Source organism: Paenibacillus amylolyticus (genome assembly GCF_051136285.1).
GTDB classification, from domain to species: Bacteria; Bacillota; Bacilli; order Paenibacillales; family Paenibacillaceae; genus Paenibacillus; species Paenibacillus amylolyticus_F.
In genome coordinates, this window is the sequence record NZ_CP194938.1 from 4129727 (window position 1) to 4153193 (window position 23467).

Consider the following 23467-nt stretch of genomic DNA (forward strand, 5'->3'; position numbering starts at 1 on the left):
GCTTACCCCATCCTCTCCAGTAACTCAATGCAAAACCGGCTGTTATGGTACGGGCATTTCCAAGGGCCGGCAACTTCGTGCTGATCGGGTGTACCCTTTTCATCAACGGCCCAGTGCCATTCACCACCTGAACGGAGATCAACAATGTGATCCTTTGTATAACTCCACAGTCTTTCGACCTGTTCCAGAAACACGGCATCACCGGTGCGTTGATAGGCGTTATAGAAACCAACCATCGCTTCCGCCTGAACCCACCAGATGCGCGCGGTATCCACATGGTGGCCTTCCTGTTCATTCATTAGTGAACCATCTGCTTGCACAGCAGAATTCAGGATGTTGTAAGCGATATCCGTGACCATGGCTGAATATTGCGGGTGATGTTCAAGTCCCAATATCTTGAGGGCGTCGTCAATCAGCCAGCTGGCCTCGATGTCATGTCCAAACGAGCGCAGATCAATGATGGACTCCCACTTTTGGTTGAAAAATACCCCGAGGAACTTTGTGTTTTTGTCATATACCCGTTCATACAGAATCCCGAGCAAGCGTTCAAGCGCTGCTTTTACTTCGGGGTCCGGCCATACCCTGTAAAGGGTGGTGTAAGCTTCAAGCACATGGATATGGGTATTCATCGTGTAATCCGCGATGACTCCATTTTCACTCAGCATTTCATTAGGCTGTTCGTTCCAGTACCGATCAAATTGCTCTTTGTAAGCAGGCAGTTTTGCGTTAAGGCCTTTGCTCTCAATCAGTGAAAAAATCGTTTTCGCAAGTTCCAGTGCAGAAGTGTTATCAGTTGCGCGATAGTATTCACTGAGCGCATATACGCCAAAAGCCTGGGTATATACATGTTTGCTCATATCCAGCGGTTCACCAGTAGCTTCCACCATCCAGTACATCCCTCCATGCTCCTTGTCCACCAGGTATTCAGTGAGAAAACGATAGGCATGGTCAGCATGATCCTGCCAGATTCCCTCTCCGGTCACCCGGTAGGCTGCGGCAAAAGACCAGAGTTGCCGTGCTGTAGCGATCCCACCTTTGGGTGCGTATCGGTTAACGAGCAAATCATTGCCAACCCAGCCATAGAATCCGCCATGGTCTGTGTCTTTCAGATTAGCCCAAAATGGCAAAATCTTTGTGTTCCAATGCTCCGCGATTTCAGATTGAAGCTGAATCAACTTTTGAGTCATTCAGAGTGCTCCTTTGGCAGTACAAAATTATGTTTAATTAAGTTATCGTTAACTTTATGGAGTAATATTAGTTCTATAAAATGCACTTGTCAACGAGATATGTCTTAATTTATGGATGCTGTAATAGAATAAAATTATTGACAGGTAAGCGTTACCATAATAGAATCTGTTTTGTAACCTTAACGATAACTTAATTTAATTAAGAGAGGGGTCGGGACAAATGCAAAAAAATAAAGGTTGGATGTTGTTGCTGACGATGCTGCTCATTACTTCGCTGCTTGCTGCATGTTCATCAGGAGGAGGGCCTTCGCAGTCGGGAGAAGAGATTAGCACAGATCCGGCAGATATCAAGGGGGAAATCACGGTTTTGACGCAACGTACAGATATTGTGGATACCGTATTCAAGAACTATGCGGCCGAGTTCAACAAAGAGTATCCGGACGTTAAAGTGAATTTCCAGGCCTTGGCTGATTATGAGGGGCAAGTGAAAATTCGGATGAGCACCAAAGACTACGGCGACGTACTTATGATTCCAACAAGTGTTCCGATCGCCGATATCCCGGACTTTTTCGAGCCACTCGGTACGTACGATGAGCTGAAAGACAAATATACCGCTATTGAAGAGCGTATGGTGGAAGGCCAGGTATATGGAATCCCAACCGTTATTACGTTCTCCGGCATCATTTATAACAAACAAGTCTTCAAAGATGCAGGTATCAACGAACTGCCGAAGACACCAGAGCAATTCCAGGCAGCGCTTCAGAAGGTGAAAGACAATACAGATGCTATTCCGCTCTACACCAACTACGCATCCGGCTGGGCACTTACTCAATGGGAAGCAGACCTGCCGACAGTTGCAGGGAGCGTGGATTATGTCAACGTAGATCAACCAAATACGGATGATAACTTTGTGCCAGGGCAGCCGCACTACGAGCTATACAAAGTGCTCTATGACGCAGCCAAGAATGGCCTGATCGAGAAAGATCCAACGACTACAGACTGGGAGAGCTCTAAGGCGGATCTGGCGAAAGGCAAAATTGCAACGATGGCTCTCGGATCTTGGGCAATCACACAGATTCAAGGTATGACAGATACACCGGACAATATCGGTTTCTTGCCATTCCCGACCACGGCTAGTGATATCATTGTACCGCTGTCCGCGGACTACAACATCGGCATGAATGTGAACAGCGAGAACAAACCTGCAGCGAAAGCATGGATCGACTGGTTCCTGGCGAAATCCAACTATGCTGTCCAGCAGGGCGGAGGTATGAGCGCAGATAAGAGCGCAGAGCTGCCACCCATTCTGAATCAATACAAGGACGTAAAATTCTCTACGCTAACTCCCGCTAAAGAGGGGCAAGAGGGATTGATGGACAAAATCGATAACGAAGGTGAGATTGGTCTCTGGCAGCCTGACTTCAAGAAACGCATTATTGAAGCAGCTATTGGTAATCGAAGCGAATCGTATGATGACATCATGAAAGACCTGAACGATAAATGGGTAAAAGCCCTCGCCGAGGTCATGAAATAATAGAAAAACACAAGCGTTCATACCAGCAGATGTGAGCAGACATAATGCGGGTGTCGGTAGTTGTCTGGTTTAGGGCCAGGTTCGCAGCGTGTTTGAGCCATTAGTGGAATGACTAAGGTGATAACCTGTTAAATATGTATTTACTTGGCCCGCCCTGCGGTTACATCCGCGGAGCGATACGAAGCGTTAATGAACCAAGGCGGCTGAACCGCCGGGAGGTGTGGGGAGCATGAAATACGTAAGACTTTCAAACTGGAGTTACTCAGCACAACGCATATTTATTATCTGTGCCTTCTCGATTATTCCGCTGGCATTGTTGTTCACGTTTGCTTATTTGCCTGTCATTAATATGTTTAAATACAGTTTTACCGACTGGAATGGATACAGTAAAAGGTTCGACTATGTCGGATTGGAGAATTACACGCGGATTTTTAGTGATCCCGAATACTTCAAAGTGTTCATTGTGAGCTTGTATTATTTCGTTGCCACTTTTGTGCAGATGGGTCTGGCTCTTTATTTTGCGACAATTCTGAGTTTCAAAATCCGGGGCAAAAATTTCTTCAAAGGGATCCTGTTCTTTCCTTACCTGCTGAATGGTGTTGCCATCGGATTTATCTTCCTTTTTTTCTTCAAACCGGATGGGACGCTTGATACGCTGATGCAGGCGATTGGACTTGGGCAGTACACCCAGCTTTGGCTTGGGAACCCGAATATAATTAACGTGTCTCTTGCGGGTGCATCGGTCTGGAGATACATGGGCTTTAACTTTATTATCTTCCTCGGTGCGATTTCTTCCATTCCGAAGGATGTATATGAAGCTTCCGATATTGATGGTGCCAACCGCTGGCAGCAATTCTGCCATATTATTTTGCCGAGTATTACCCGTATCCTGCAGCTCAACCTGATTTTGGCCATAAGCGGCGCCATCAGTGCGTTCGATATTCCATATATTATGACCGACGGTTCCAACGGCAGTATGACCTTTGTTATTCAGACGGTTCACTTGGCATTTAAATACGGCAAACTGGGACTCGCATCAGCCATGGCTGTTGTGCTGCTTCTGATCGTTATTCTTGTGACGCTTGTGCAGCGTGTCAGCATGAAAGGAGAGGAATGAACGTGAACCCATTCAAAACTACCATCGCAAGCGTAATGAAATACGCATCTCTGATTCTGGCAGCGTTCATTGCACTTTTGCCCATCGTGGTAATCCTCTTTGCGTCCCTGAAGACCAATGCCGAATATGCCACAAGCAGTCCGCTTGCCCCGCCAGCCGACTGGTTTCATTTTGCGAACTATACGAAGGCATTTGTTGATGGCAACATGCTCGTCGGTTTCAAAAACACCATTATTATCCTGATCATTTCCATCGTGGGTGCAACGTTAACGGGATCTATGATTGCATATGTTCTGGATCGCTTCAAATTCAAAGGTAAAAAAATCATGGTTGCCGCATTCCTGCTCGCTACCCTGATTCCGAGTGTAACCACACAAGTTGCGACCTTCCAGATTATTAACGCACTCGACCTGTTCAATACACGATGGGCCGCCATCGTTATGTATTTGGGAACGGATATTATCGCGGTGTACATCTTCTTGCAATTCCTTGGTTCAATCTCCAGTGCACTCGATGAATCGGCCATGCTGGATGGTGCTTCGTACTTCACGATCTATTGGAAAATTATTTTACCTTTGCTGAAACCGGCAATTGTTACGGTCATTATCGTCAAAGGTGTAAACATCTACAACGATTTTTACACGCCATTCCTATATATGCCCAAGACCGATCTACAGGTGATTTCCACTGCCCTGTTCAAGTTCAAAGGCCCCTTCGGATCACAATGGGAGGTCATCAGCGCAGGGATTATGATCGCTATTATTCCAACAATGATTATTTTCCTGCTGCTTCAAAAATACATCTACAACGGTTTTGCGCAAGGTTCCGTGAAATGATTGCATGAAACACTTCCTTGAAATCATTCAATTAAAGGGGGAAATGAAATATGACAGTTACAGAAACGAAAAAGGTACACATTATTGGGGATACTTTGCCAAACATGCCGTGGGAGAACAAACCGGAAGGAACGGAAGGTCCGGTGTGGAGACACTCATTCAATCCAGTTGTTCCGCGTAATCCGGTGAAAGGGGTTGCGCGTATTTTCAACAGTGCAGTTGTTCCTTATGAGGGGAAATTCATTGGTGTATTCCGCGCAGAGACGATCAATGGCCGTCCGCACCTGCACATGGGTTCCAGTGAAGACGGATTGTCTTGGACAATCGAAGAAGAGTGCATTGCTTTTGTGGACGAACAAGGCGAACCGTTTATGCCGCACTACGCATACGATCCGCGTCTGGTCAAAGTGGACGATACCTATTACATCATCTGGTGTACCGATTTTTACGGTGCTTCCTTGGGCCTTGCCAAGACGGAAGATTTCAAAACGTTTGTCCGTCTTGAGAATCCGATGCTGCCCTTTAACCGCAATGGCGTTTTGTTTCCACGCAAAATCAACGACAACTACGTGATGCTGTCCAGACCAAGCGATAGCGGGCATACCCCGTTTGGAGACATTTTCTTGAGCGAAAGCCCGGATCTGGTTTATTGGGGCAAACATCGTCATGTTATGAGCAAAGGTGGACAAGGCTGGTGGCAATCCGTGAAAATTGGCGGTGGTCCGGCTCCGATTGAGACATCCGAAGGTTGGCTGATGTTCTACCATGGTGTAACCGGGACGTGCAACGGTTTTGTGTACAGTATGGGTGCGGTTATTCTCGATCTGGATGAGCCGTCCAAAGTGAAGTATCGTTCATCCAACTTTGTACTGACGCCGGAGAAATGGTATGAAGAACAGGGCTTCGTTGATAACGTTGTCTTCCCATGTGCAACCCTGCACGATGCCGATACTGGACGAATTGCCATTTATTACGGTGCAGCTGATACCTATGTAGGTGTGGCCTACACAACAGCCCAGGAGATCGTGAACTATGTCAAGGAAACGGATGAAGTGATTGCCGGCGACCGCGAGGAAGGCAAACTATAATGAGTCTCTGCAACGGGTAGCACTGAATTTTATACGTAAGACAGCAGGTGCATATGAAGATGTGAAGATGAAGCAAATATGCATATATCCATCTAAAAAAGCCTCTCCTCCTATGGGGAGGGCTTTTTTAGCTATTTAATGGGCATACATACTATGTCGATTTTTGTTGACAAAAGGGAGGCTACTTCATATTCTTAATGAATATGAGAATCATTATCACGTTAATGGTCAGGTAAAGAATGAGAGAAGAGAGAAAAGGGGTTTATATCTATGTCAGTGCAACAACGTAAGCGCTCTACCCTTATAATGATAACTACACTGCTGTTGGTGTTGATCATCGCGGGTTGCAGTAATAAAGAGAACAGTTCGGCATCTCCTTCAGCTTCAGGAGATCAGGCGGCTTCAGCAAAGTCGATTACGATGTCATGGCCACGGGATATCGGCACGATGAATCCACATACGTACAATCCGTCCCAATTGTTTGCCCAATCCATGATCTATGAGCCGCTGGTGAGTTACCAGAAGGATGGTAAACTGGAACCTGCACTTGCTGAATCATGGACCATCTCTGATGATGGCAAAGTATATACATTCAAGCTGCGCCAAGGGGTGAAATTTTCCGATGGCACGCCTTTTAATGCTGAAATTGTGAAAAAGAATTTTGACTCCATCATGAAAAATAAAAAAACACATAGCTGGCTGGGCATTATCGGCGTGCTGGGCAAGACTGAGGTCGTAGATGATCATACGTTCCGCATGACACTTACCGAGCCGTATTATCCTGTACTTCAGGATTTGTCCGTGGTTCGTCCGTTCCGTTTCCTGGGTGCGGCTGGATTCCCGGATGATGGAGATACGTCCAAAGGCATCAAAGAGCCGGTTGGTACGGGTCCGTGGATGCTGGCTGATTATAAGCAGGATGAGTATGCTGTCTTCAAACGTAACCCGAATTACTGGGGAACGGCACCAGCATTTGATCAGATTACGGTCAAAATTATCCCTGATGCAGAGACACGGGTACTTGCTTTTGAAAAAGGTGATCTGGATCTGATTTACGGTGAAGGTATGATCAGTCTGGATGCGTTCCAGCAGCTTCGTGACAACGACAAATATGTAAGTGAGTTGTCTGATCCTGTAGGTACGCGTGACCTGTTACTTAACTCTTCCAATCCGAAGTTGTCTGATGTGAGAGTGCGGATGGCACTTCAACAGGGCTTCAACAAGAAAGCCATGGTAGAAGGTGTCACATTGGGTCTGGAAGAACCGGCGGATACTGCATTGTCCAAAAACTATCCGTACACTAATGTTGATTTGAAACCGATTGAATATAACGTGGAGCAATCCAAAACATTGCTGGACGAAGCAGGCTGGAAACTTCCGGCTGGTGGAACAGTGCGTGAGAAAGACGGACAGAAGCTGGAATTCGAACTGATTTTTGATAAAACCGATCCGATTCAAAAAGCAATGGGCGAAACCATTCAGGCCGAATGGAGTGAGCTGGGGGTTAAAGTAAACCTTACCGGACTTGAGTTAACGGTGCAGATCAAACGCCTGAAAGCCAATGATTTCGACCTGTACTTCTGGTACAATTACGGGGCACCATACGATCCGCATTCCTTTATTAACGTCGTAGCAAGCCCAGGATTCGGGATCTCCGAGACACTTACTGCCTTGCCGATGAAAAAGGAACTGGACGACCAGGTGCATGCAGCACTGTCCTCTACAGATGAGAAAAAACGTCAGGAACTGTATACATCCATTCTGACAACATTGCAGGAACAATCGGCGATTGTACCGATCTCTTATGTGAAGAAAACAGCTGTATATCAGAAGAAAATTGCTAAATTTGTCTTCCCGGCGAATCGCGATGAGAATCCGTTTGTGGGGATGCAGTTAAGCAATCCATAAGCATAATCGAAGAACGTATTCATGAACACGTAACACATCAGGCAACAAGAGCTTGTGTGGCAGGGTAAAAGGGAGGAAAGTTTGGTGATCGGCTATATAGGTAAACGAATGATCGCGATCATTCCTATCGTTTTTATCGCTACACTTGTGACTTTTGGGCTGATTCATATTTCACCGGTTGATCCAGCCGAAGCATATCTGACAGCAGCACATATCTATCCAACACCAGAGCTGCTGGCAGAAAAACGCCATGAGTTCGGTTTGGATCGACCTTTGTTCACTCAGTATGTAGATACGTTGAAGAGAATAGCTCAGCTGGATTTTGGTACCTCGTATCTCACCAATAAACCGGTGATTGATGAAGTGAAGGATAAGTTCCCTGCTACGGCAGAACTGGCGTTATGGAGCATTCTGTTCTCTGCTTTGGTGAGCATCCCTTTGGGGGTTTTGGCGGCGGTATACAAAAATAGCTGGATTGATATGATCAGCCGGGCCATCTCTTATTTTGGTGCTTCCATTCCGCAGTTCTGGCTCGGTTACCTGCTCATTTTCTTTTTTGCAGTCAAACTGGACTGGCTGCCCGTTGAAGGGCGCGGCTCTTGGGAGAACCTGGTGTTGCCTACGTTGACACTTTCCATGGTGATGATTGCGCTGTACACCCGTATGTTGCGCACCAGTGTACTGGAGCAATTACAGGAAGCCTACGTGCAATACGCAAGAACGCGTGGCATACGCGAACGGGTCATTATGCTGAAGCATGTGCTCAAGCTTGCCATCACCCCGTTTATCACAGGATTCGGTATGAGCATGGGCAGACTGTTAACCGGAACGATTATTGTAGAACAAGTTTTCTCCTGGCCGGGTTTCGGACGTTACTTTGTCGAAGCGATCTTTAACCGGGATATTCCCGTGATCCAATGTTATGTCTTTATTTCGGCATGTCTGTTCATCGTGTGTAATCTGATCGTTGATCTGGTACAGCTGTATATGGACCCGCGAATTTCATCGAAAGGACGGGCAGAGCATTGATGAACCGATGGCTTACCATATTTCGAGGGCAAAAAATGATTTGGTTTTGCTCTGCAATTATAATTCTTTTCTTCATCCTGGCGTTACTGGCTCCGTGGATTGCGCAGCATGATCCTGTCAAGGTCAATCTGCTGCAGAAGCTGAAGGATCCATCTGCAGAGCACTGGCTCGGTACAGATCATCTGGGGAGAGACAATCTCTCCAGACTTCTCTATGGAGCGCGGGTTTCCATTGGATTTGCAACGCTAATCTTCCTGTCATCTTTGGTAATCGGCCTTATCGTTGGGTCGATCTCCGGTTATCTGGGCGGCTGGATTGACAATGTGCTGATGCGGTTATGTGAAGGCATTTTGGCATTTCCACAGCTGGTACTGGTACTAGGGATTGTGGGCATTTTCGGCCCAGGTCTGATGCAAGTCCTACTTGCGCTCATGATGGTGCAGTGGGTACATTATGCACGCATATGCCGAAACATGGTTGTCAGCTTGAAGGAACGGAGCTTTATTGCAGCGGCTCGCATCAGCGGATCTTCCACCTGGACGATCATTCGCAAACATATCATTCCCAATGTGCAGCGTCCCATCGTGGTTATGGGCACACTGGAGATGGGCTGGGCGATTATGGATATCTCGGCGCTGTCCTTCCTGGGACTTGGCATTCAGCCGCCTAACGCGGAGTGGGGAGCCATGATTCACGAAGGCACAGGGTATATTCGCAGTCATCCGGAGTTAATGATCTATCCGGGTGTGGCTATTTTACTTGTTGTAATGACATTTAACATTTTGGGAGAAGCGTTATCCGATCGGTACGGGATTTCCAAGAAGTAATCGTGAAAATAACTGAACAAGGGGGATTGTGACGATGGACGAGGCAGAGATTGTACTTGAAGTTCGTGATCTAGAGGTTAAGCTCAAGACAGCGAAGGGAGCCGTCCCGTTACTGGAACCTGTTCAGTTGAGTTTGAAAAAAGGGCAGGTCTTTGGCCTGGTTGGTGAGAGTGGCTGCGGCAAAACGGTGACATGTAATGCGCTGATGCGCTTGCTTCATCCGCGCAGAATGGAATCTTCAGGCAGCATTCGTCTGAATGGGCGGGAGCTTAGCAACTTGTCGGAAGAAGAGATGCGGCGTATCCGGGGCAAGGATATCGGATTTATTATGCAGAATCCGATGAATGCTTTTACCCCTGTGTATACCATCGGATCTCAATTCATTGAAACGCTGCGAACCCATAGGAAGATATCCAAAGCGGAGGCACGGGAGCAGGCCATGGCTGCGCTAGCTGATATGAACCTGCCTGATCCGGCAAAGTTGATAAAACGTTATCCGTTCCAACTCAGCGGAGGCATGTTGCAACGGGTGATGATTGCTGTTTCGATGTGCCTGCGGCCTGCTTTAGTGATTGCCGATGAGCCCACAACAGCACTGGATGTCGTGAACCAGTTAAATGTATTACGGGAATTGGATCGGCTTCGCAAGGAGCACGGCACATCCATCCTGCTCATTTCCCACGATCTTGGGGTTATCTCTCAGATGGCGGATGAAGTGGCCGTTATGCAGAAGGGGCGGATCATCGAGCAGGCAGACGTGTATCAACTGTTTGATCACCCGCAGCATGAGTACACCCGGATGCTGTTAAATGCCCGGCCGAAGTTGTCTCTTGGTCACTAGAAGTGGTCTGGAAACAGGGAAGGAGGATGATGAACCGAATGTTACAAGTACATGAAGTAAGTCATAGCTATGGCAAACGGAGCTGGCTGGATCGTTCGGGGTCACGCCCTCCTGTACTAGCGGATGTGTCACTTACGATTGAACAAGGTGTTTGTCTTGGACTGCTTGGAACGAGTGGGGCGGGCAAAAGCACATTGGGCAAAATTGTTTTAGGGCTGGAAAGACCAAGCCAAGGTCAGGTTCTATTCCAAGGCCAAGACATCTACCGAGCGGATAAAACGGTGCTTAAAGGGTTGCGGCGTGATCTGCAGGTCGTTTTCCAAGACTGTTACTCAGCTGTAAATCCGATGATGACCGCCGCGCAGATTATTGGAGAGCCGCTGGACAATTACGAGCGTTTGTCCGCCAAGGAACAACAGCGCACGATTGAACAGCTACTCGTTCAGGTAGGACTCACGCCGCAGGATGCGAGCAAGCTTCCCCATCAGTTCAGCGGCGGTCAGCTGCAACGAGTCAACATTGCCAGAGCGATCGCACTCAAGCCGAAGTTAATCGTGCTGGATGAATCGATCAGTAGTCTGGATATGGTTCACCAGACACAGATTCTGTCCTTGCTGGCAGAGTTACGAGCGTCGTATGGGCTGTCCTATCTGTTTATCACGCATGACATCCGCGCCGCGCTAACGATCTGTGACAGCATCGCCGTGATGGATCAGGGAAGGCTGGTCTATACCGGCGATGCCACAGATTCAATTATGGAATCGGACCAGCCTGCTGTCCGGCAGTTGGTGTCGTCCATTTTGCCAGAGCATCCGTCAGGCCGGATTGTGTTTGAGTGATGTGTTCAACCCATATGCATTTTATGAAGAATAGCATCAAGTACTTCTGCCTCTTCAGTTTGAATATGGATTAACTCATCTAACATGTTATCCATTACATCAACACGCTTCGTTCGATTATATAGTAAAGCAGAGTTTCTTAGAAAAATCAGACGTTGCTCCAACTGTTTATATGTGTGCTGCTCTTTCAGAAAGTTATCCATTATTTTTAGAGTGCTCATGTATTCCAGTCTTTGCACCATTAGCTTTTTGTGCTCGGCTAGAAGTAAAAAAGGAGTCAATTTCATATCAATTCTACTTTCAAGATTTTGTTTAAGTATTCGTCTTAAGTTTGCGTAGACATTCAATCCAAATACATGGTTGGGATCGTCATTGAACTTTTTTTGTCTGCTTGAATGTAAGAGATTTGTTAATTGGTCTAGTACTTGTGAAATATTAAAATCATATTGAAAGTTATAATTCAGTCTAGTGAGGTATACATTTTCATGAGTGTGGAACAAGTAATTTGGATTATTGTGATACGCTTTTATGAAATTCTCAAATGTTATCTCACTCGTTCCGAACCTTCTGCTGTTATTTTCAACATTGTAGCCTAGATGATGAAAAGTTTGATTTTCCAGATTGTATCCATCAATGAAAAACATATGAGAGAAATCATTTTTTTTATAACTGGACTTTTGGGGAACATGCTTTTCATTAATATAAGTCATGACGTAATTACCGTGTTTCAAAGCATAAATGATAAACTCTTTGATGTCTTTATGTAGTTCAGTTATAGTCTCCTTTTTGATTACTTGTGTATCTAAAAATGGACAACCAAAGTTCCAAGTATAGCCGGTTTCATCCGGCATATAAAATTGTAAAGGCAGTGAATCATTTCCGTCGAAATATAATTGAATATAATTCGAGAGCAGCCAAGGCGTAGTTCCTTCTTCAAGACCAATAATTGAGGTTTGATAGGCATGGTGCAAATAACTCTCAATAATGGGTTTAGCAAGTGGAAGTACTTTGTGCACGTTTTATATCTCCCCTTTTGTATAGTATCATCAAATCGTTGTTATATGATCAAATAAACTCCTCTACAACTTGCCTTTCGACAGATGTCTGTACCTGCTCTTTTTGTGCGAGGTGTAATTTTCTGTACAAATCGCATGATTTTAATAATTTTTCGTGAGATCCACTGTCTACGATCCGTCCACGATCAAGCACGTATATTACATCAGCATTTTGAATAGTTGATAAACGATGAGCAATGATTATGGTTGTTTTTCCTTTTCGTAATTGATCAATGTTGTGCTGTACATTTCTTTCCGTTTCCATATCTAATGATGACGTGGCCTCATCAAAAATTAAAATTTCTGCATCCCGGATCAAAGCTCTCGTTATCGCTAATCGTTGTCGTTGTCCTCCAGACAATGTAGTTCCTCGGGCACCGATTATAGTTCCGTAGCCTTCAGTAGATTCTTCAATTACATTATCAATCATAGCCATTTGAGAATAAGACTTTACTTTGCTCAAGCTTTCGTCTCGGCCTAAAGTTAAGTTATTTAGAATAGTATCTGATAGTATATATGGGTCCTGAAAGACGACAGCTATTTTATGCAACCAAGAACTACGCTTCACATCACTAAGTTGGTATCCATTAACATGTATACTTCCCATAGTAGGTTCAAAAAAGCGAATCAGTAGTTGGGTAATTGTGGATTTTCCACCTCCACTTCCACCAACAAAAGCAATTTTCTTACCGATGGGAATGTCGAAGTGGAGTTGATCTAGTACAAGAGGTGAATGCGCGTTGTATGAGAATGATACTTTTTCAAAAGAAAGCCTGGTTATCTTTTCTTCTAAGTAAATGGTGCCGTCTGCAACTTGGGTTTCATCATGGACAGCCTTAAGCCGATCTAAATAAGCCATGTTTATCGATATGTGGGATACAAATAGAAACAAGGAATAAATTTCATCAATTAAGTTGCATGAGAATTGCCAAACAATAACGAAAATTCCTAATGAGATATTACCTTGAAGTAGTTCATAACCTCCGAAACCGAATAATGCTAGGCGTACCCCCCATTTTAAAGGCCCGCTTATTGCTAATTGTTTATTTAATAGTTTGCCTTCGTTGACCACATTCTCCAAGTAGCGGTTAAATAAGGATTGGTATTTACTTTCCTCGTGCTCTAATCGGTTAAAAGAAAGGACCTCTTTCGTGGATGAAATACCTTCTTCCAAGTGAATTAATAGATTTCCCCGACTTTCTTCTATGGACTTGGATATTTTCCGAAGTTTAGGGGAGAACGTTTTAGCTGTGAAAATATAAAATATACTCATGATTAGTACAAATAAAAGAATTTGATAGTTTATTGTGCCAATAATAATAATCAATAGGACAATTGTGATGGCATGACGAATACCACTAAACGAATCAACTCCAATAAAAGCAGCAGCCTTTTTCGTATCTGATGTTAACAATTGAATAAACTGAGCGGTTCTTTTGTTATGAATTTGATGAATGGTTAATCGGTGTAGCTGTTCCTTTAGACCTTTACTTAACAAAAGATAGATTTCGGTTTCAATTTTTTTGGTTAAATACGGTACCACAGTGAATAGTATTGTATAACCAGCGATGACCGCACCAAAAATAATTAAGAGAGGAATCAGTCGTTCATAATTCCCTGCGATAAAAACATCATCAATGACGTATTTTTGCAATCCAGTCATTATAATTTCTAATATCACCTGTGTAATCAATAAAATGGATGTAATTATGAAACTCCATTTATGTCGCATTAGTACTGGAACAATCCATTGCTTGTAGCTCATTATTCCTCCACTGCACAACTTGTTTATTTTAGTATCTTCCCATGGACTAGATTATAGAATTTCCCTCGCAATTGTATAATCTGGTCATAGGTTCCACTTTCATGAACTTCTCCTTCATCTACCACAGCAATGCGATCAGCATTGGTTACAGAAGTCATTCGATGGGTAACGATGATTGTTGTCCGCCCCTCCATTAATCGGTTTAGAGCTTCCTGAACATCCCTTTCGCTAATATTGTCCAGTGCAGACGTGGCCTCATCTAATAAAATAATGGATGGATTTTTCACAAACATTCGGGCAATGGCGATTCTCTGTCGCTGTCCTCCAGAAAGTCTAACGCCTCTTTCTCCTACTAAGGTGTCATATCCATCCTTAAGCTCCACAATAAAATCGTGAGCACAAGCGGCTTTAGCTGCGGCTAGTATATCTTCTTCCGATGCATAAGGATTACCAAAAGCGATATTATCTCGAATCGAATAGCCAAATAAATAGGTTTCTTGAAAGACACAGCCTATATTTTCTCGAAGTTGTTTCAATGAAAGATCCTTTATAGACACATCGTCTAATGTAATACTTCCACTTGCAGTCTCGTAGAAACGATTAGCCAATTTTAAAATCGTAGATTTGCCACAACCACTATTTCCTACTAAAACCACCTTTTCTCCAGCACGGATATCCAAAGTGAAATTTTTCAAAATGGGTTTATCTTTCGAGTATGCAAATTGAACTTGTTTGAACGATATATTTCCTCTCACTTTTTTGATTAGAATCGGGTTTTCTTTCTCAATAATTGTAGGTTCGCTATTCATTAATTCGTAGAGCTTTTCACCCTGAAAAAGTAATTGTCTTTGCTCAGTTGCTAGAGAAACAATCTTGGTCAGGACAAAAATGGTGTAGAAGTAGATTAAAATGAATACAACAAATTCACCAACAGTGATCTCTTCTGTTTTGGAAAGAATAGAGCCATATGCAAATATGGCTATTGCACCGGCATTATTACAAAGTCGCCGTACGCTTCCTCTTAGAAAGGAGAATAAATTAGTTTTTAAATATGCTTTTAAATAGAGTTTTACGCTATTCTCATGTCGTTCCATATCCCAATCGTGACAATCATTTGCGCGGAATTCTTGCAAAGCCGACACACTATCGTAAATCTGTTTATTCAACTCTATATTACAGTCGGCAGACTGCTTTCCGAAAAGAACGGCTCGACGAGCAAAGTACGGCCCAATTATATAATAAATGAGAAATACTGGTATCATGATTAAGGTTAGTTTGACATTCATGGATAACATAATTGCAATGGATAGAATGGAATAAATGGAGAATTGAATAGATACGGGCATATATGACTTGTATATTTCTTGTATGGCGGATACTTGATTATTCAGTAAAGATAGAATTTGACCAGGCGGCTTGCTTTCAAAATACGGAATTCCTAACTCTCTAGTTTTACGGAATGCAGCTAGTTGAAGATCTCTAGCGGTTTTCTCGGAGAGTATACGTTGCAGTAAATTTTGTCCCATTGTAGATAGTATGATTGTAACTGTGACTATAAGCAGAATCATGAACAGTTGGATGAATGTTTGGTAATCTCCGGTTGGGTAAACAATGTCAATAAAGTACTGTATGATTTTTGGTATCATTAACTCACAACCTGAGACGATGACCCCCATCAAAATTAATAAAATGGTCATCCCGTAATAAGGCTTCATAAAGGATAATACCCAGAGGTAAATTTTAATTACAGATGGTTGCTTCTGTTCCAAGGGGGTTTGTTCAACTTGAACAGTACTCACAAATGATGACCCCCAGCTTTAATGCTGAAATTTTGGATTTCTTTTCCATTAACTAACTCTAAGCAGTTAAGTTGACCTCCGAAGGAGCAACCACCGTCAATACCTATTTTGTCTCCACCAAACCAGATATCAAAAGAATTATGAATATCCTTTGTAACGGTATGTCCGAAAATAATAATTTTGTCCATGGGATTTTTGTTCGTGTAAAAATCCTCTTTAATATACAGTAGGTCATGAGCATCTTGTTCAGATAAGCTAGAGACAAGGGGATTCAATCCTGCATGCACATAGATGTATTTATCATCTTCATAAAAGTAAGGCAGATCTTTTAGAAAATCGATGTGATGAGAGAATTGGTTCATAACGAAATCTTGGACTTCCTTCATATGATATGAATTTTCGACTATATTAGTTTGGCAGTAACTTTGTAAAGTTTCACGTCCACCTTTGTCAAAAAATTTGGAAACTTCTTTTTCACTCGCCTGATTCTTGATTACTCTTACAAAACGATGGTCATGATTGCCCTGTAAAGCAATTGCGCCGTTTTCGTGCACCAATTCAATTACTAAGTCAACCACTTTTTTACTATCAGGACCTCTGCTAACATAATCTCCAATAAGAATGAGTCTATCTTGCGCTGGATTGTAATTAACAATTTCCAAGAGTTGTTTGAATTCCGCGTGACAACCATGGATATCGCTGATTACCAATGTTCTTTTCGCATTCATAAATGTTCTCCCTTGAATGGTCGGCTTGGTTATCTCTCATTGAACTTATAAATGGTACGATCACCTGATTTATTAATATTCAACACATGAAATCCAATCTGTTCAGTTACTAACTCCCAATTACTCCATATGCCATAAGGTAACTTTAACCACCAACCAATGAGATCAGATAGTTGTTGGTTTAAAATAGTTACAATAACTGTGCTTTTTTCAGATTGATATAAACGATCCATTGAGTCATGAAGTTCGTGTTGATGGGAATTCTTCGGCTGACTATAAGTAGAACATTCGTCCCATTTTTTTAAAGGGAGTTCTAGTTCATTGGACAAACGATTGGCAGTATTATACATATGTTCTCCACCAATGTTGTATAAGCTTACATAATTCTCACCAGTGTATTTCTTTATATTATTGCTTATGTTTTTTAATCTGCTTTCCCACTCAGGCAGTAAAATTTGGTTTGTATCAACCTTGCTATTAACTATAATTAATTCTTTCATTGTTGCTCCTCATTTAATGTCATATATTGATGTGACTCATATCGTTAATTTTCACCAATCTGACTTTGTTTTCCTCTTTTTTTATTAGATGAGTCAAACTGCAAGGATCTAATTGAAAGGAGGGTTTAACCAACTTGGTCAGTAAACCTCTATTAATTCCTAATAGCCAATATAAAACGGAAACTCCTGAATTCCCATGAGTCACAATAATGGAGGTGTCATGTCTGCTTTCGCATAACATTGTCATAAATGAATCAACTCTATCTTGCATCATTGCCCAGCTTTCAGCATCCTGATATGGAATCCAATCAAATAATGGCATTGAAATTGGATGTTTAACCAATTCAGCATCTTGCTTTTGCATGCTTCCAGCAATGCCCAGTGACAAGCCTCTAATAAGCGGACTGGTGGAAAGATTATTTTCTAAAACACTTCCAATTATGGTTGCCGTTTCGTGTGCTCTAGTCAAATCGCTTGAGTAAATATCGCATGGCTTGTCACTTACTAATTCTTTAAGACGGTAGGCTACACGTCGTGATTGGTCACGTCCTACTTTTGTTAAGGGGGTGTCGACCCAGCCTCCACCGGTTCCATTTACCAAATGTTCTGCTTCCCCATGTCTAATGATAAAAATTTCTTTCATACTCATCGTCCTTAATCATGCAAGATTATTTCCGAACAAAATCTTTCGAGAATTGCTTCTACAGGCTCGATTCGTTGTATGTTTTCGCAAGATTCTCCACAGTACAAGGCCATCAGTTCAATAGCGCCGTTTGTTTGTTTTAGGGGAGCAGCTGAACTAAAGCGTGGCACGGGATATCGTTTGCCGAAGATTTCAGATTCGGCAATGAACGTTATCGATTGTTCCTGTCCAATACGAACCGTCTCATTCTTTAAAACTCGGTGTATTCTACCTTCCCACCCTATACGAAAGAGGTCTGTCATAATCGTATCTTTTGCAGCGGAGTCTACAATTAATTGCTTGTACTTCGGATGGGCATTCGATTCATGTGACGTTACGAACATTGTTCCGCACATACAGCCACTTGCGCCTTGATCTCTGTAGTATAAATAATCTATACCGCTTGAAATTCCTCCTGCAACAATAAGAGGAACCTCAAACTTGCAACTCAGTACATCCTTAAGTAATTCTTCAGTGGTTACTTCACCTAAAAGATGCCCTCCAGCCTGTATTCCTTGAAGCACGATACATGTGGCACCCATTAGATAAGCTGCCTCTGCATCCTTTTGGGTACCAACCTGAATAATTAGTGGGATAGAGGATGAAATAATCTTCTCCGCTACATGCTTCGGTGGTAAACCGTACATTACAATGGTTAACTTGTTGTCTCCACATTGAATTAATGCTTCAATTTGCTTATCCAGTAGTGATGTTCCTGAGACCTCTGGAATAAAATTAACACCGATGAAACAGGCAGTTTTATGACGTGTTTCCTGTATTGTTCGTATAACTTCTTGAGGAGAGTTTTTATATTGAGCTAACACTCCCAGACACCCCTGATTAGACACACTAGCAGCCAGTTCAACACCAGATACACCACCCATTCCAGCTTGAATGAGAGGAGTCTTAAGCTCGAAGGTGGATAGGAAAAGAGATTCAAACATTATTCAATTTCCCATGAATCGTTTCCAGGTCATGTCCATATGTTTTAAGAAGAGCATGAAGCCAGCGTTCAAGACCAAAAGCAACGCAGCCGGAGAATACTGCCGCCCCCGTATTGTTTAGGATGTTGCATTTTTCTCCGAAAAAATTGCGGTGAAAATTCAATGATGCTGCTGAAACTGTGCCCTCAAATACAAACTCTTCTTTAACAGGTTGGAGCTTTTGCATGAGTGCTTTAGTTCCTTGTTTGTCGTAAAAAGGATCTGTTGCAACTTCAATGTCAAATACAATCCCAATCTGTTCTGCTAGTGAGGATATCTTATTTTTGTAAACGGAAAGAAAAGCTTGAACTTCATCCATACTACCAATGCAGATAATTTCCCTCATTTGAAAGCTCCATAGACGCTCTAAACCTTTGTACTCGCTTTCGTTTCTAAAACAACGAGCTGCAGTTGTATAATATTTGGCTTGAGTCACTACTTCATTACGAAGATGGAGGTACACATTGTAACAAGCAGCAGAAGGTAATAGATAATCACTATCTTTGATGTTGTTCTGACGAATAGTCGTAACCTTCTCTTTTTGTGATGTCAAACAGCCACAGGCTTCATCTGTTAATCCAGCCACTGCCAAACCTAAATGTGGGAAATTATTGAAATAATCCAGAGAACTTAAGTCTTCCACTTTCATCAAGGCAGGGAAAATCATATTGTCTGCCATGAAATCTTTCGACATGTCTACAAAAATGGCGTCTAATTTATTCAATATTTGGATTATCTCGGGACCAAATACTGCAAGGCCATCTGTTATCGTGAAATATTTATTTTTATCCATGCAATTCCTCTTTCTTAAAGTAATTGAGCTCAATAGCTTGCAAAGATCGTATACTTTCGAGATTGAAATTTTTTGTATATACTTCTTTACCTGTAATTGATTCTAAAAACAAAATAAATTCAACGAATTGTAATGAGTCAATGATTCGATTTTCAATTAAATCCGTTTCATATAATAATTCAGTCGAGGAGGTGTTATTTTGAAGGATCCATTGTTTTACTTGAACCATTTCTTTTTGGGTAAGGTCTTGCAATTTAAAACAACTCCTTCTTGGTGAAAATCTCACTTTTAACAAAGAAGTCAGTGGTTCTCTTCAAGATTTTTTCATGTATTTCGACTCGTTCTGGAAGATCAATTAATGTATTGCGAAAAGCGTAAGGTTCATCAAATCCTGCATCCTTGTAAACTGTAGGGTTGTATAGAGAATGAATACTTGAGACCATATAACGTTTAATATATGTTTCAAGTAAATATAACTGTTCGATGGATTGGGTCTCCTTTAAATCACTGTGTAACAATTTCACGATCTCTCGACCGAAAGCTATATGGCGTGATTCGTCCATATGATGAACTTTATTAATCTTTCTAATGATAGGATGAAGTGATTGATCAGCTCCCATGCAAATATTAAAATAATCTACAATTTCCTCGAAAATAAGAATGCGAGCAAAGACTAAGAAGTTTTCGAACGCTTCCTTGCCACTGTTTTCGACTTTCACTTTTTTATCGACATAAATCTTTCCTCCATAATTGAGACAGAACTTCGAGAAAAACCACATATGTTCATTTTCTTCACCAACAAAATGGTGAAAGAACTCGGATGGCAGCTCGAAACCTTCGGTATGTATTCTTTTGATTACTTCTATTAGCAACTCGCGAATCCCATGAACATTCAAACTGTAAAAATTGATACTCTCCCATTTACTTAATGCTTGAATTCGGGCTTCAGGCAGATCGTTATAAAAGTTAGTATTGTAAACAGACATTAAACTCGGGCTCATCCACATTTGATTGGGGTCAAGGCTATCTACCCACTCAAACTCCTTATAGGGGTTATAATGATCCTCAGCTGCAATGTCTACCAGTTTTTTTAAGATCGAGGAGAATTTATCCATCGATTGTTCGTTTTGCAGTATCATCTAATAATGACCTCCTGAATTTAAATTTTTTAAAATATGTATAATTTATCCTAAAAATATAGCATTGATAAAATCTCATAACAACCTGACTAATTATAGTATTTGTTGCATTAAAATAAGTTTTAATGGAGCCTAATTACTTTCTATAGCTGGTTTTATGAATTTTTAAAATGTATTAAAATACTATTAGATAGACGTTGCATGAAACTGAGATTATACAACGAGGATAGATAAATTCATTTTTTTCTTTTAATATGTTTTTTGATAGATAGAGTCAGTGAGATTATAATTGTTATTAAATGTAATTCATATGAAAGTAAAAGAGGCCAAGTCGGGAATAACGGCTTGGCCTCTTTTACGAAGGGATTGGGATATTGTTATTTCATGTGCTTATGGATTGTAGGCTGGGCAATTTCCTTTATTTCATATTGATAGGATGAGGAGATGATTTCCACATACGATGGACAGGTGCGAATAACCCTATTTAAACTCTTAAACAACCTCTCGGAGTACATATACCATCAATCTTGTTTTTATTTATACCTAATTTGCGCCGTAGTTTACCCTTGCAGGTCGTTCACCTGGAACGTATGATGAATAGAAATCCTGTACGGGAAAGGTCAGACGGAAGGGAGGGTGAGTTTATGAAGAGCATGGAGAATATAGAGGACGCAGAGAATTTCGAGGACATGAGGAATATGGAGAAAGACAGACATCCAGAGCGCTGGGTGACACGCGAAGGAATATTAGATGAACAGCAGATTACAGGCCGGCAGATTCTCTATCAAGGGTTGAACGGCAGGCATGTGGAACGGTTTACTGCGCAATCCGGCCAGTCTTATATTTTCAAACCGTTGACGAATTCTGCACAGCACGGACGGGAACGCTGGATGTACGAGCATGTGATGGCACAATTGCCACCCGTATATCCGCAGCTCATCGCGGCTTCGGATCAGGCGGCAGCTCCTTCACAGAGCTGGATGATCTACGAAGATATGGGACAGCTGGAGCATCGTTCGTGCGAATCGACCCTGTTGACTACTGCCGCACATATGGCGGATTGGCATGCACTGCCTGTTGCAGCGTGGGGAGAACTGCCGCGAGTCGGGCATAAGCCGCCCATCCGGGATATGCTGCATGAACTGCAACAGCGCCAGTCAGGGACAGATGAGTTGTTATCCGGCCTTAATCTGACGTTGTCAGCAGCAGACTGGGATAAACTTACCATGTTAATTCTGACGGCAGAAGATGAGCTGCCACTGGTACTGTGTCATGGCGATTTGCATCCCGGCAACGTAGCCGAGGTAGAAGGCAGGTTGGTCATCCTGGACTGGGAGCATGCACACCTGAATACGCCGCTGTGGGACATATACCATCTGCTGGACTTGTCGCATCCGCTCTTTCCTCGTACGATGACGCCGGGACTGCGGGCGCGTGTGATGAAGGTGTACCTGGACAAGCTGGAGAGCCTTGGTGTGCAGGTTGAATGGGGTTCTTTTGCCAAGTGGTACGACGCTTATGCGATTGTATTCTCGCTCTGGATGTTACGTCTGATCGACGGTGATCTAAAGAATCCGGACTGTGTGTGGCCGCAGGAACAGCTGCGCAATCAGTGGCATGAGACGGCTGCAACGCTGGAACAGTGCATGGCGCATTTGGACGGGATGAGAGATTAGACGGTTGAAGTGTAATATGGAAATAAGGGGTGACAGATTTGCGTAAAGTCGGACTGGTTATGCGTAAAATTCAATTCACGGAGGCTCAGGGGCCGCGGGTGTTCGCGGATCGACTGAAGCAGATCGGGCTGGAGCTGGGTGTGGACATCGTGTTCATCTCGCCGGAGCGTCATGTCAGTGGATACGACTGGTTGCCGGGATACGAGCATGAGAAGGGTGACCTGGTGAACTATGACATCGTGCTGGATCAGATTCATAGCCAAAATATCGAGCATGTGATCTATACGGTATCGGGATTTACGTTTTTGAAAATGTTTTTGCCGAAGAGTGTACTGTTTCCACACAGTTTCCCAGACCCGGCACTGACGGGATATGAGATGATGAAGCCATTCTATACGATGGTGGATAAAGCGATTGTGCAGACAGAGTTTTTGAAAAGAGAGCTGGGGCGCAATTTCGGTGTGCATGACGTGAGCGTCATTCCGATTGGCTTCAACGAAGAGCTGGCACACCGCCATTATGACCCGAGTCAGGTCGTGCATAACCGCGTGCTCTGGATCGGGCGGGATGAGGCGAACCGCCGTCCCGACCTTGTGCTCGAATATGCCCGGCAGAACCCGGACAAAGAAGTGTACATGGTGTTTGGCGGTGTACGCTATCAGGAGAGTATGAAGAAATATGATATTCCAAGTAACGTGAAGCTGAAGTTTGCACTTACTCAGGATGAGATATTTACGCTGATGAACTCGGCTAAGGTGTACTGGAGCTGTTCGGCGTTTGATACGTTTGCGATGCCACTGACGGAAGCGATGGCGATGGGGAAAATGGTCGTGAAGCCCGAGCATGCCTGCTATGGTCACATCAGATCAACACATGCCTTTGCTGGCAACGAGGATAACTGGTTTGAACTGGTGAACATGGCTGCGGCTGCGCCTCGCAGTGTATCGGAGGATAATCGTGAATACGCGTTTGGTGCCTTTTCACGAACGGTGATGAAGGAAGGGTATCGGAACTTTTTTGCAGACTGGTTGAAGTAAGAGATTGTAGCATAGATCAGTATCCGACTGATGTTGTCCGTAAGATTCAAGTTTAAAAATAGCTTTGCATTGACCAGTTAAGGACTTTCCAGTTGTAAGAAGGA

21 protein-coding genes are annotated in these 23467 nt (G+C 43.0%); 11 read left to right on the forward strand and 10 right to left on the reverse strand.

Going from position 1 to position 23467, the window contains the following annotated elements; translation table 11 throughout:
* Window positions 1-2: 2 nt before the first annotated feature.
* Window positions 3-1187, reverse strand: coding sequence for an AGE family epimerase/isomerase (locus ACR8BL_RS18175; protein WP_434748908.1), 1185 nt, complete (start codon window positions 1185-1187; stop codon window positions 3-5).
* Between the two features lie 220 nt (window positions 1188-1407).
* Here ACR8BL_RS18175 and ACR8BL_RS18180 point away from each other — a divergent pair, with 220 nt between their 5' ends.
* From ACR8BL_RS18180 to nikE, 9 genes are all read left to right on the forward strand, one after another.
* The gene (locus tag ACR8BL_RS18180; RefSeq protein WP_434748909.1) at window positions 1408-2721 is read left to right on the forward strand and encodes an ABC transporter substrate-binding protein; all 1314 of its coding nucleotides are present in this window, start codon (window positions 1408-1410) and stop codon (window positions 2719-2721) included.
* Between the two features lie 229 nt (window positions 2722-2950).
* Window positions 2951-3838, forward strand: coding sequence for a carbohydrate ABC transporter permease (locus ACR8BL_RS18185; protein WP_434748910.1), 888 nt, complete (start codon window positions 2951-2953; stop codon window positions 3836-3838).
* Window positions 3835-4674: a carbohydrate ABC transporter permease gene (locus ACR8BL_RS18190; protein WP_434748911.1), complete on the forward strand. Its 840-nt coding sequence runs from the start codon at window positions 3835-3837 to the stop codon at window positions 4672-4674. Before ACR8BL_RS18185 ends, ACR8BL_RS18190 begins: the two co-directional genes overlap by 4 nt.
* A 50-nt stretch (window positions 4675-4724) precedes the next feature.
* Complete coding sequence (locus ACR8BL_RS18195; RefSeq protein WP_434748912.1) at window positions 4725-5762, forward strand: glycoside hydrolase family 130 protein; 1038 nt, start codon at window positions 4725-4727, stop codon at window positions 5760-5762.
* 270 nt (window positions 5763-6032) lie between these two features.
* The gene (gene nikA, locus ACR8BL_RS18200) at window positions 6033-7670 is read left to right on the forward strand and encodes a nickel ABC transporter substrate-binding protein (protein WP_434748913.1); all 1638 of its coding nucleotides are present in this window, start codon (window positions 6033-6035) and stop codon (window positions 7668-7670) included.
* Window positions 7671-7754: 84 nt separating this feature from the next.
* Window positions 7755-8699, forward strand: a complete 945-nt coding sequence (gene nikB, locus ACR8BL_RS18205; RefSeq protein ID WP_434748914.1) for a nickel ABC transporter permease subunit NikB — start codon at window positions 7755-7757, stop codon at window positions 8697-8699.
* Entirely contained in the window at window positions 8699-9526 is an 828-nt protein-coding gene (gene nikC / locus ACR8BL_RS18210; protein WP_434753165.1) for a nickel ABC transporter permease subunit NikC, read from the forward strand. The genes nikB and nikC overlap by 1 nt, the downstream gene beginning before the upstream one ends.
* 34 nt (window positions 9527-9560) lie before the next feature.
* On the forward strand, window positions 9561-10367 hold the full coding sequence (gene nikD / locus ACR8BL_RS18215; RefSeq protein ID WP_434748915.1) for a nickel import ATP-binding protein NikD: 807 nt from the start codon (window positions 9561-9563) through the stop codon (window positions 10365-10367).
* Between the two features lie 38 nt (window positions 10368-10405).
* On the forward strand, window positions 10406-11206 hold the full coding sequence (gene nikE / locus ACR8BL_RS18220; protein ID WP_434748916.1) for a nickel import ATP-binding protein NikE: 801 nt from the start codon (window positions 10406-10408) through the stop codon (window positions 11204-11206).
* Window positions 11207-11211: 5 nt separating this feature from the next.
* On the opposite strand, the gene ACR8BL_RS18225 is transcribed toward nikE, so the two are convergent.
* The 9 genes from ACR8BL_RS18225 to ACR8BL_RS18265 all read right to left on the reverse strand — a co-directional run bounded on the left by ACR8BL_RS18225 (window position 11212) and on the right by ACR8BL_RS18265 (window position 20650).
* Complete coding sequence (locus tag ACR8BL_RS18225; protein WP_434748917.1) at window positions 11212-12222, reverse strand: hypothetical protein; 1011 nt, start codon at window positions 12220-12222, stop codon at window positions 11212-11214.
* Between the two features lie 49 nt (window positions 12223-12271).
* Window positions 12272-14026 (reverse strand): ABC transporter ATP-binding protein, encoded by a 1755-nt coding sequence (locus ACR8BL_RS18230; RefSeq protein ID WP_434748918.1) that lies wholly within the window; start codon window positions 14024-14026, stop codon window positions 12272-12274.
* Between the two features lie 23 nt (window positions 14027-14049).
* The gene (locus ACR8BL_RS18235) at window positions 14050-15825 is read right to left on the reverse strand and encodes an ABC transporter ATP-binding protein (protein WP_434748919.1); all 1776 of its coding nucleotides are present in this window, start codon (window positions 15823-15825) and stop codon (window positions 14050-14052) included.
* Window positions 15822-16553, reverse strand: a complete 732-nt coding sequence (locus ACR8BL_RS18240; protein WP_434748920.1) for a metallophosphoesterase — start codon at window positions 16551-16553, stop codon at window positions 15822-15824. The genes ACR8BL_RS18235 and ACR8BL_RS18240 overlap by 4 nt, the downstream gene beginning before the upstream one ends.
* A 29-nt stretch (window positions 16554-16582) precedes the next feature.
* Window positions 16583-17053: a hypothetical protein gene (locus ACR8BL_RS18245; RefSeq protein WP_434748921.1), complete on the reverse strand. Its 471-nt coding sequence runs from the start codon at window positions 17051-17053 to the stop codon at window positions 16583-16585.
* A gap of 19 nt (window positions 17054-17072) precedes the next feature.
* Window positions 17073-17696 carry a histidine phosphatase family protein gene (locus tag ACR8BL_RS18250; protein ID WP_434748922.1) on the reverse strand — a complete coding sequence of 208 codons (624 nt, stop codon included), beginning with the start codon at window positions 17694-17696 and terminating at the stop codon, window positions 17073-17075.
* A gap of 11 nt (window positions 17697-17707) precedes the next feature.
* On the reverse strand, window positions 17708-18679 hold the full coding sequence (locus ACR8BL_RS18255; RefSeq protein WP_434748923.1) for an NAD(P)H-dependent flavin oxidoreductase: 972 nt from the start codon (window positions 18677-18679) through the stop codon (window positions 17708-17710).
* Complete coding sequence (locus ACR8BL_RS18260) at window positions 18672-19511, reverse strand: aminoacyl--tRNA ligase-related protein (RefSeq protein ID WP_434748924.1); 840 nt, start codon at window positions 19509-19511, stop codon at window positions 18672-18674. Before ACR8BL_RS18260 ends, ACR8BL_RS18255 begins: the two co-directional genes overlap by 8 nt.
* 254 nt (window positions 19512-19765) lie before the next feature.
* Window positions 19766-20650: a diiron oxygenase gene (locus ACR8BL_RS18265; RefSeq protein ID WP_434748925.1), complete on the reverse strand. Its 885-nt coding sequence runs from the start codon at window positions 20648-20650 to the stop codon at window positions 19766-19768.
* Window positions 20651-21294: 644 nt separating this feature from the next.
* Here ACR8BL_RS18265 and ACR8BL_RS18270 point away from each other — a divergent pair.
* Together ACR8BL_RS18270 and ACR8BL_RS18275 are read left to right on the forward strand one after the other, a co-directional pair.
* Window positions 21295-22326: a phosphotransferase family protein gene (locus ACR8BL_RS18270; RefSeq protein ID WP_434748926.1), complete on the forward strand. Its 1032-nt coding sequence runs from the start codon at window positions 21295-21297 to the stop codon at window positions 22324-22326.
* A 38-nt stretch (window positions 22327-22364) separates the two neighbouring features.
* Window positions 22365-23363 carry a glycosyltransferase gene (locus ACR8BL_RS18275; RefSeq protein ID WP_434748927.1) on the forward strand — a complete coding sequence of 333 codons (999 nt, stop codon included), beginning with the start codon at window positions 22365-22367 and terminating at the stop codon, window positions 23361-23363.
* The last annotated feature ends 104 nt before the right edge of the window (window positions 23364-23467 follow it).

Coding starts and splice junctions, on each gene's coding strand:
- ACR8BL_RS18175 (WP_434748908.1), bottom strand. CDS start 1,187: ATGACTCAAAAGTTGATTCAGCTTCAATCTGAAATCGCGGAGCATTGG.
- ACR8BL_RS18185 (WP_434748910.1), top strand. CDS start 2,951: ATGAAATACGTAAGACTTTCAAACTGGAGTTACTCAGCACAACGCATA.
- nikA (WP_434748913.1), top strand. CDS start 6,033: ATGTCAGTGCAACAACGTAAGCGCTCTACCCTTATAATGATAACTACA.
- nikD (WP_434748915.1), top strand. CDS start 9,561: ATGGACGAGGCAGAGATTGTACTTGAAGTTCGTGATCTAGAGGTTAAG.
- ACR8BL_RS18195 (WP_434748912.1), top strand. CDS start 4,725: ATGACAGTTACAGAAACGAAAAAGGTACACATTATTGGGGATACTTTG.
- nikC (WP_434753165.1), top strand. CDS start 8,699: ATGAACCGATGGCTTACCATATTTCGAGGGCAAAAAATGATTTGGTTT.
- ACR8BL_RS18265 (WP_434748925.1), bottom strand. CDS start 20,650: ATGATACTGCAAAACGAACAATCGATGGATAAATTCTCCTCGATCTTA.
- ACR8BL_RS18250 (WP_434748922.1), bottom strand. CDS start 17,696: ATGAAAGAAATTTTTATCATTAGACATGGGGAAGCAGAACATTTGGTA.
- ACR8BL_RS18190 (WP_434748911.1), top strand. CDS start 3,835: ATGAACGTGAACCCATTCAAAACTACCATCGCAAGCGTAATGAAATAC.
- nikE (WP_434748916.1), top strand. CDS start 10,406: ATGTTACAAGTACATGAAGTAAGTCATAGCTATGGCAAACGGAGCTGG.
- ACR8BL_RS18240 (WP_434748920.1), bottom strand. CDS start 16,553: ATGAATGCGAAAAGAACATTGGTAATCAGCGATATCCATGGTTGTCAC.
- ACR8BL_RS18230 (WP_434748918.1), bottom strand. CDS start 14,026: ATGAGCTACAAGCAATGGATTGTTCCAGTACTAATGCGACATAAATGG.
- ACR8BL_RS18180 (WP_434748909.1), top strand. CDS start 1,408: ATGCAAAAAAATAAAGGTTGGATGTTGTTGCTGACGATGCTGCTCATT.
- ACR8BL_RS18270 (WP_434748926.1), top strand. CDS start 21,295: ATGAAGAGCATGGAGAATATAGAGGACGCAGAGAATTTCGAGGACATG.
- ACR8BL_RS18245 (WP_434748921.1), bottom strand. CDS start 17,053: ATGAAAGAATTAATTATAGTTAATAGCAAGGTTGATACAAACCAAATT.
- ACR8BL_RS18260 (WP_434748924.1), bottom strand. CDS start 19,511: ATGGATAAAAATAAATATTTCACGATAACAGATGGCCTTGCAGTATTT.
- ACR8BL_RS18255 (WP_434748923.1), bottom strand. CDS start 18,679: ATGTTTGAATCTCTTTTCCTATCCACCTTCGAGCTTAAGACTCCTCTC.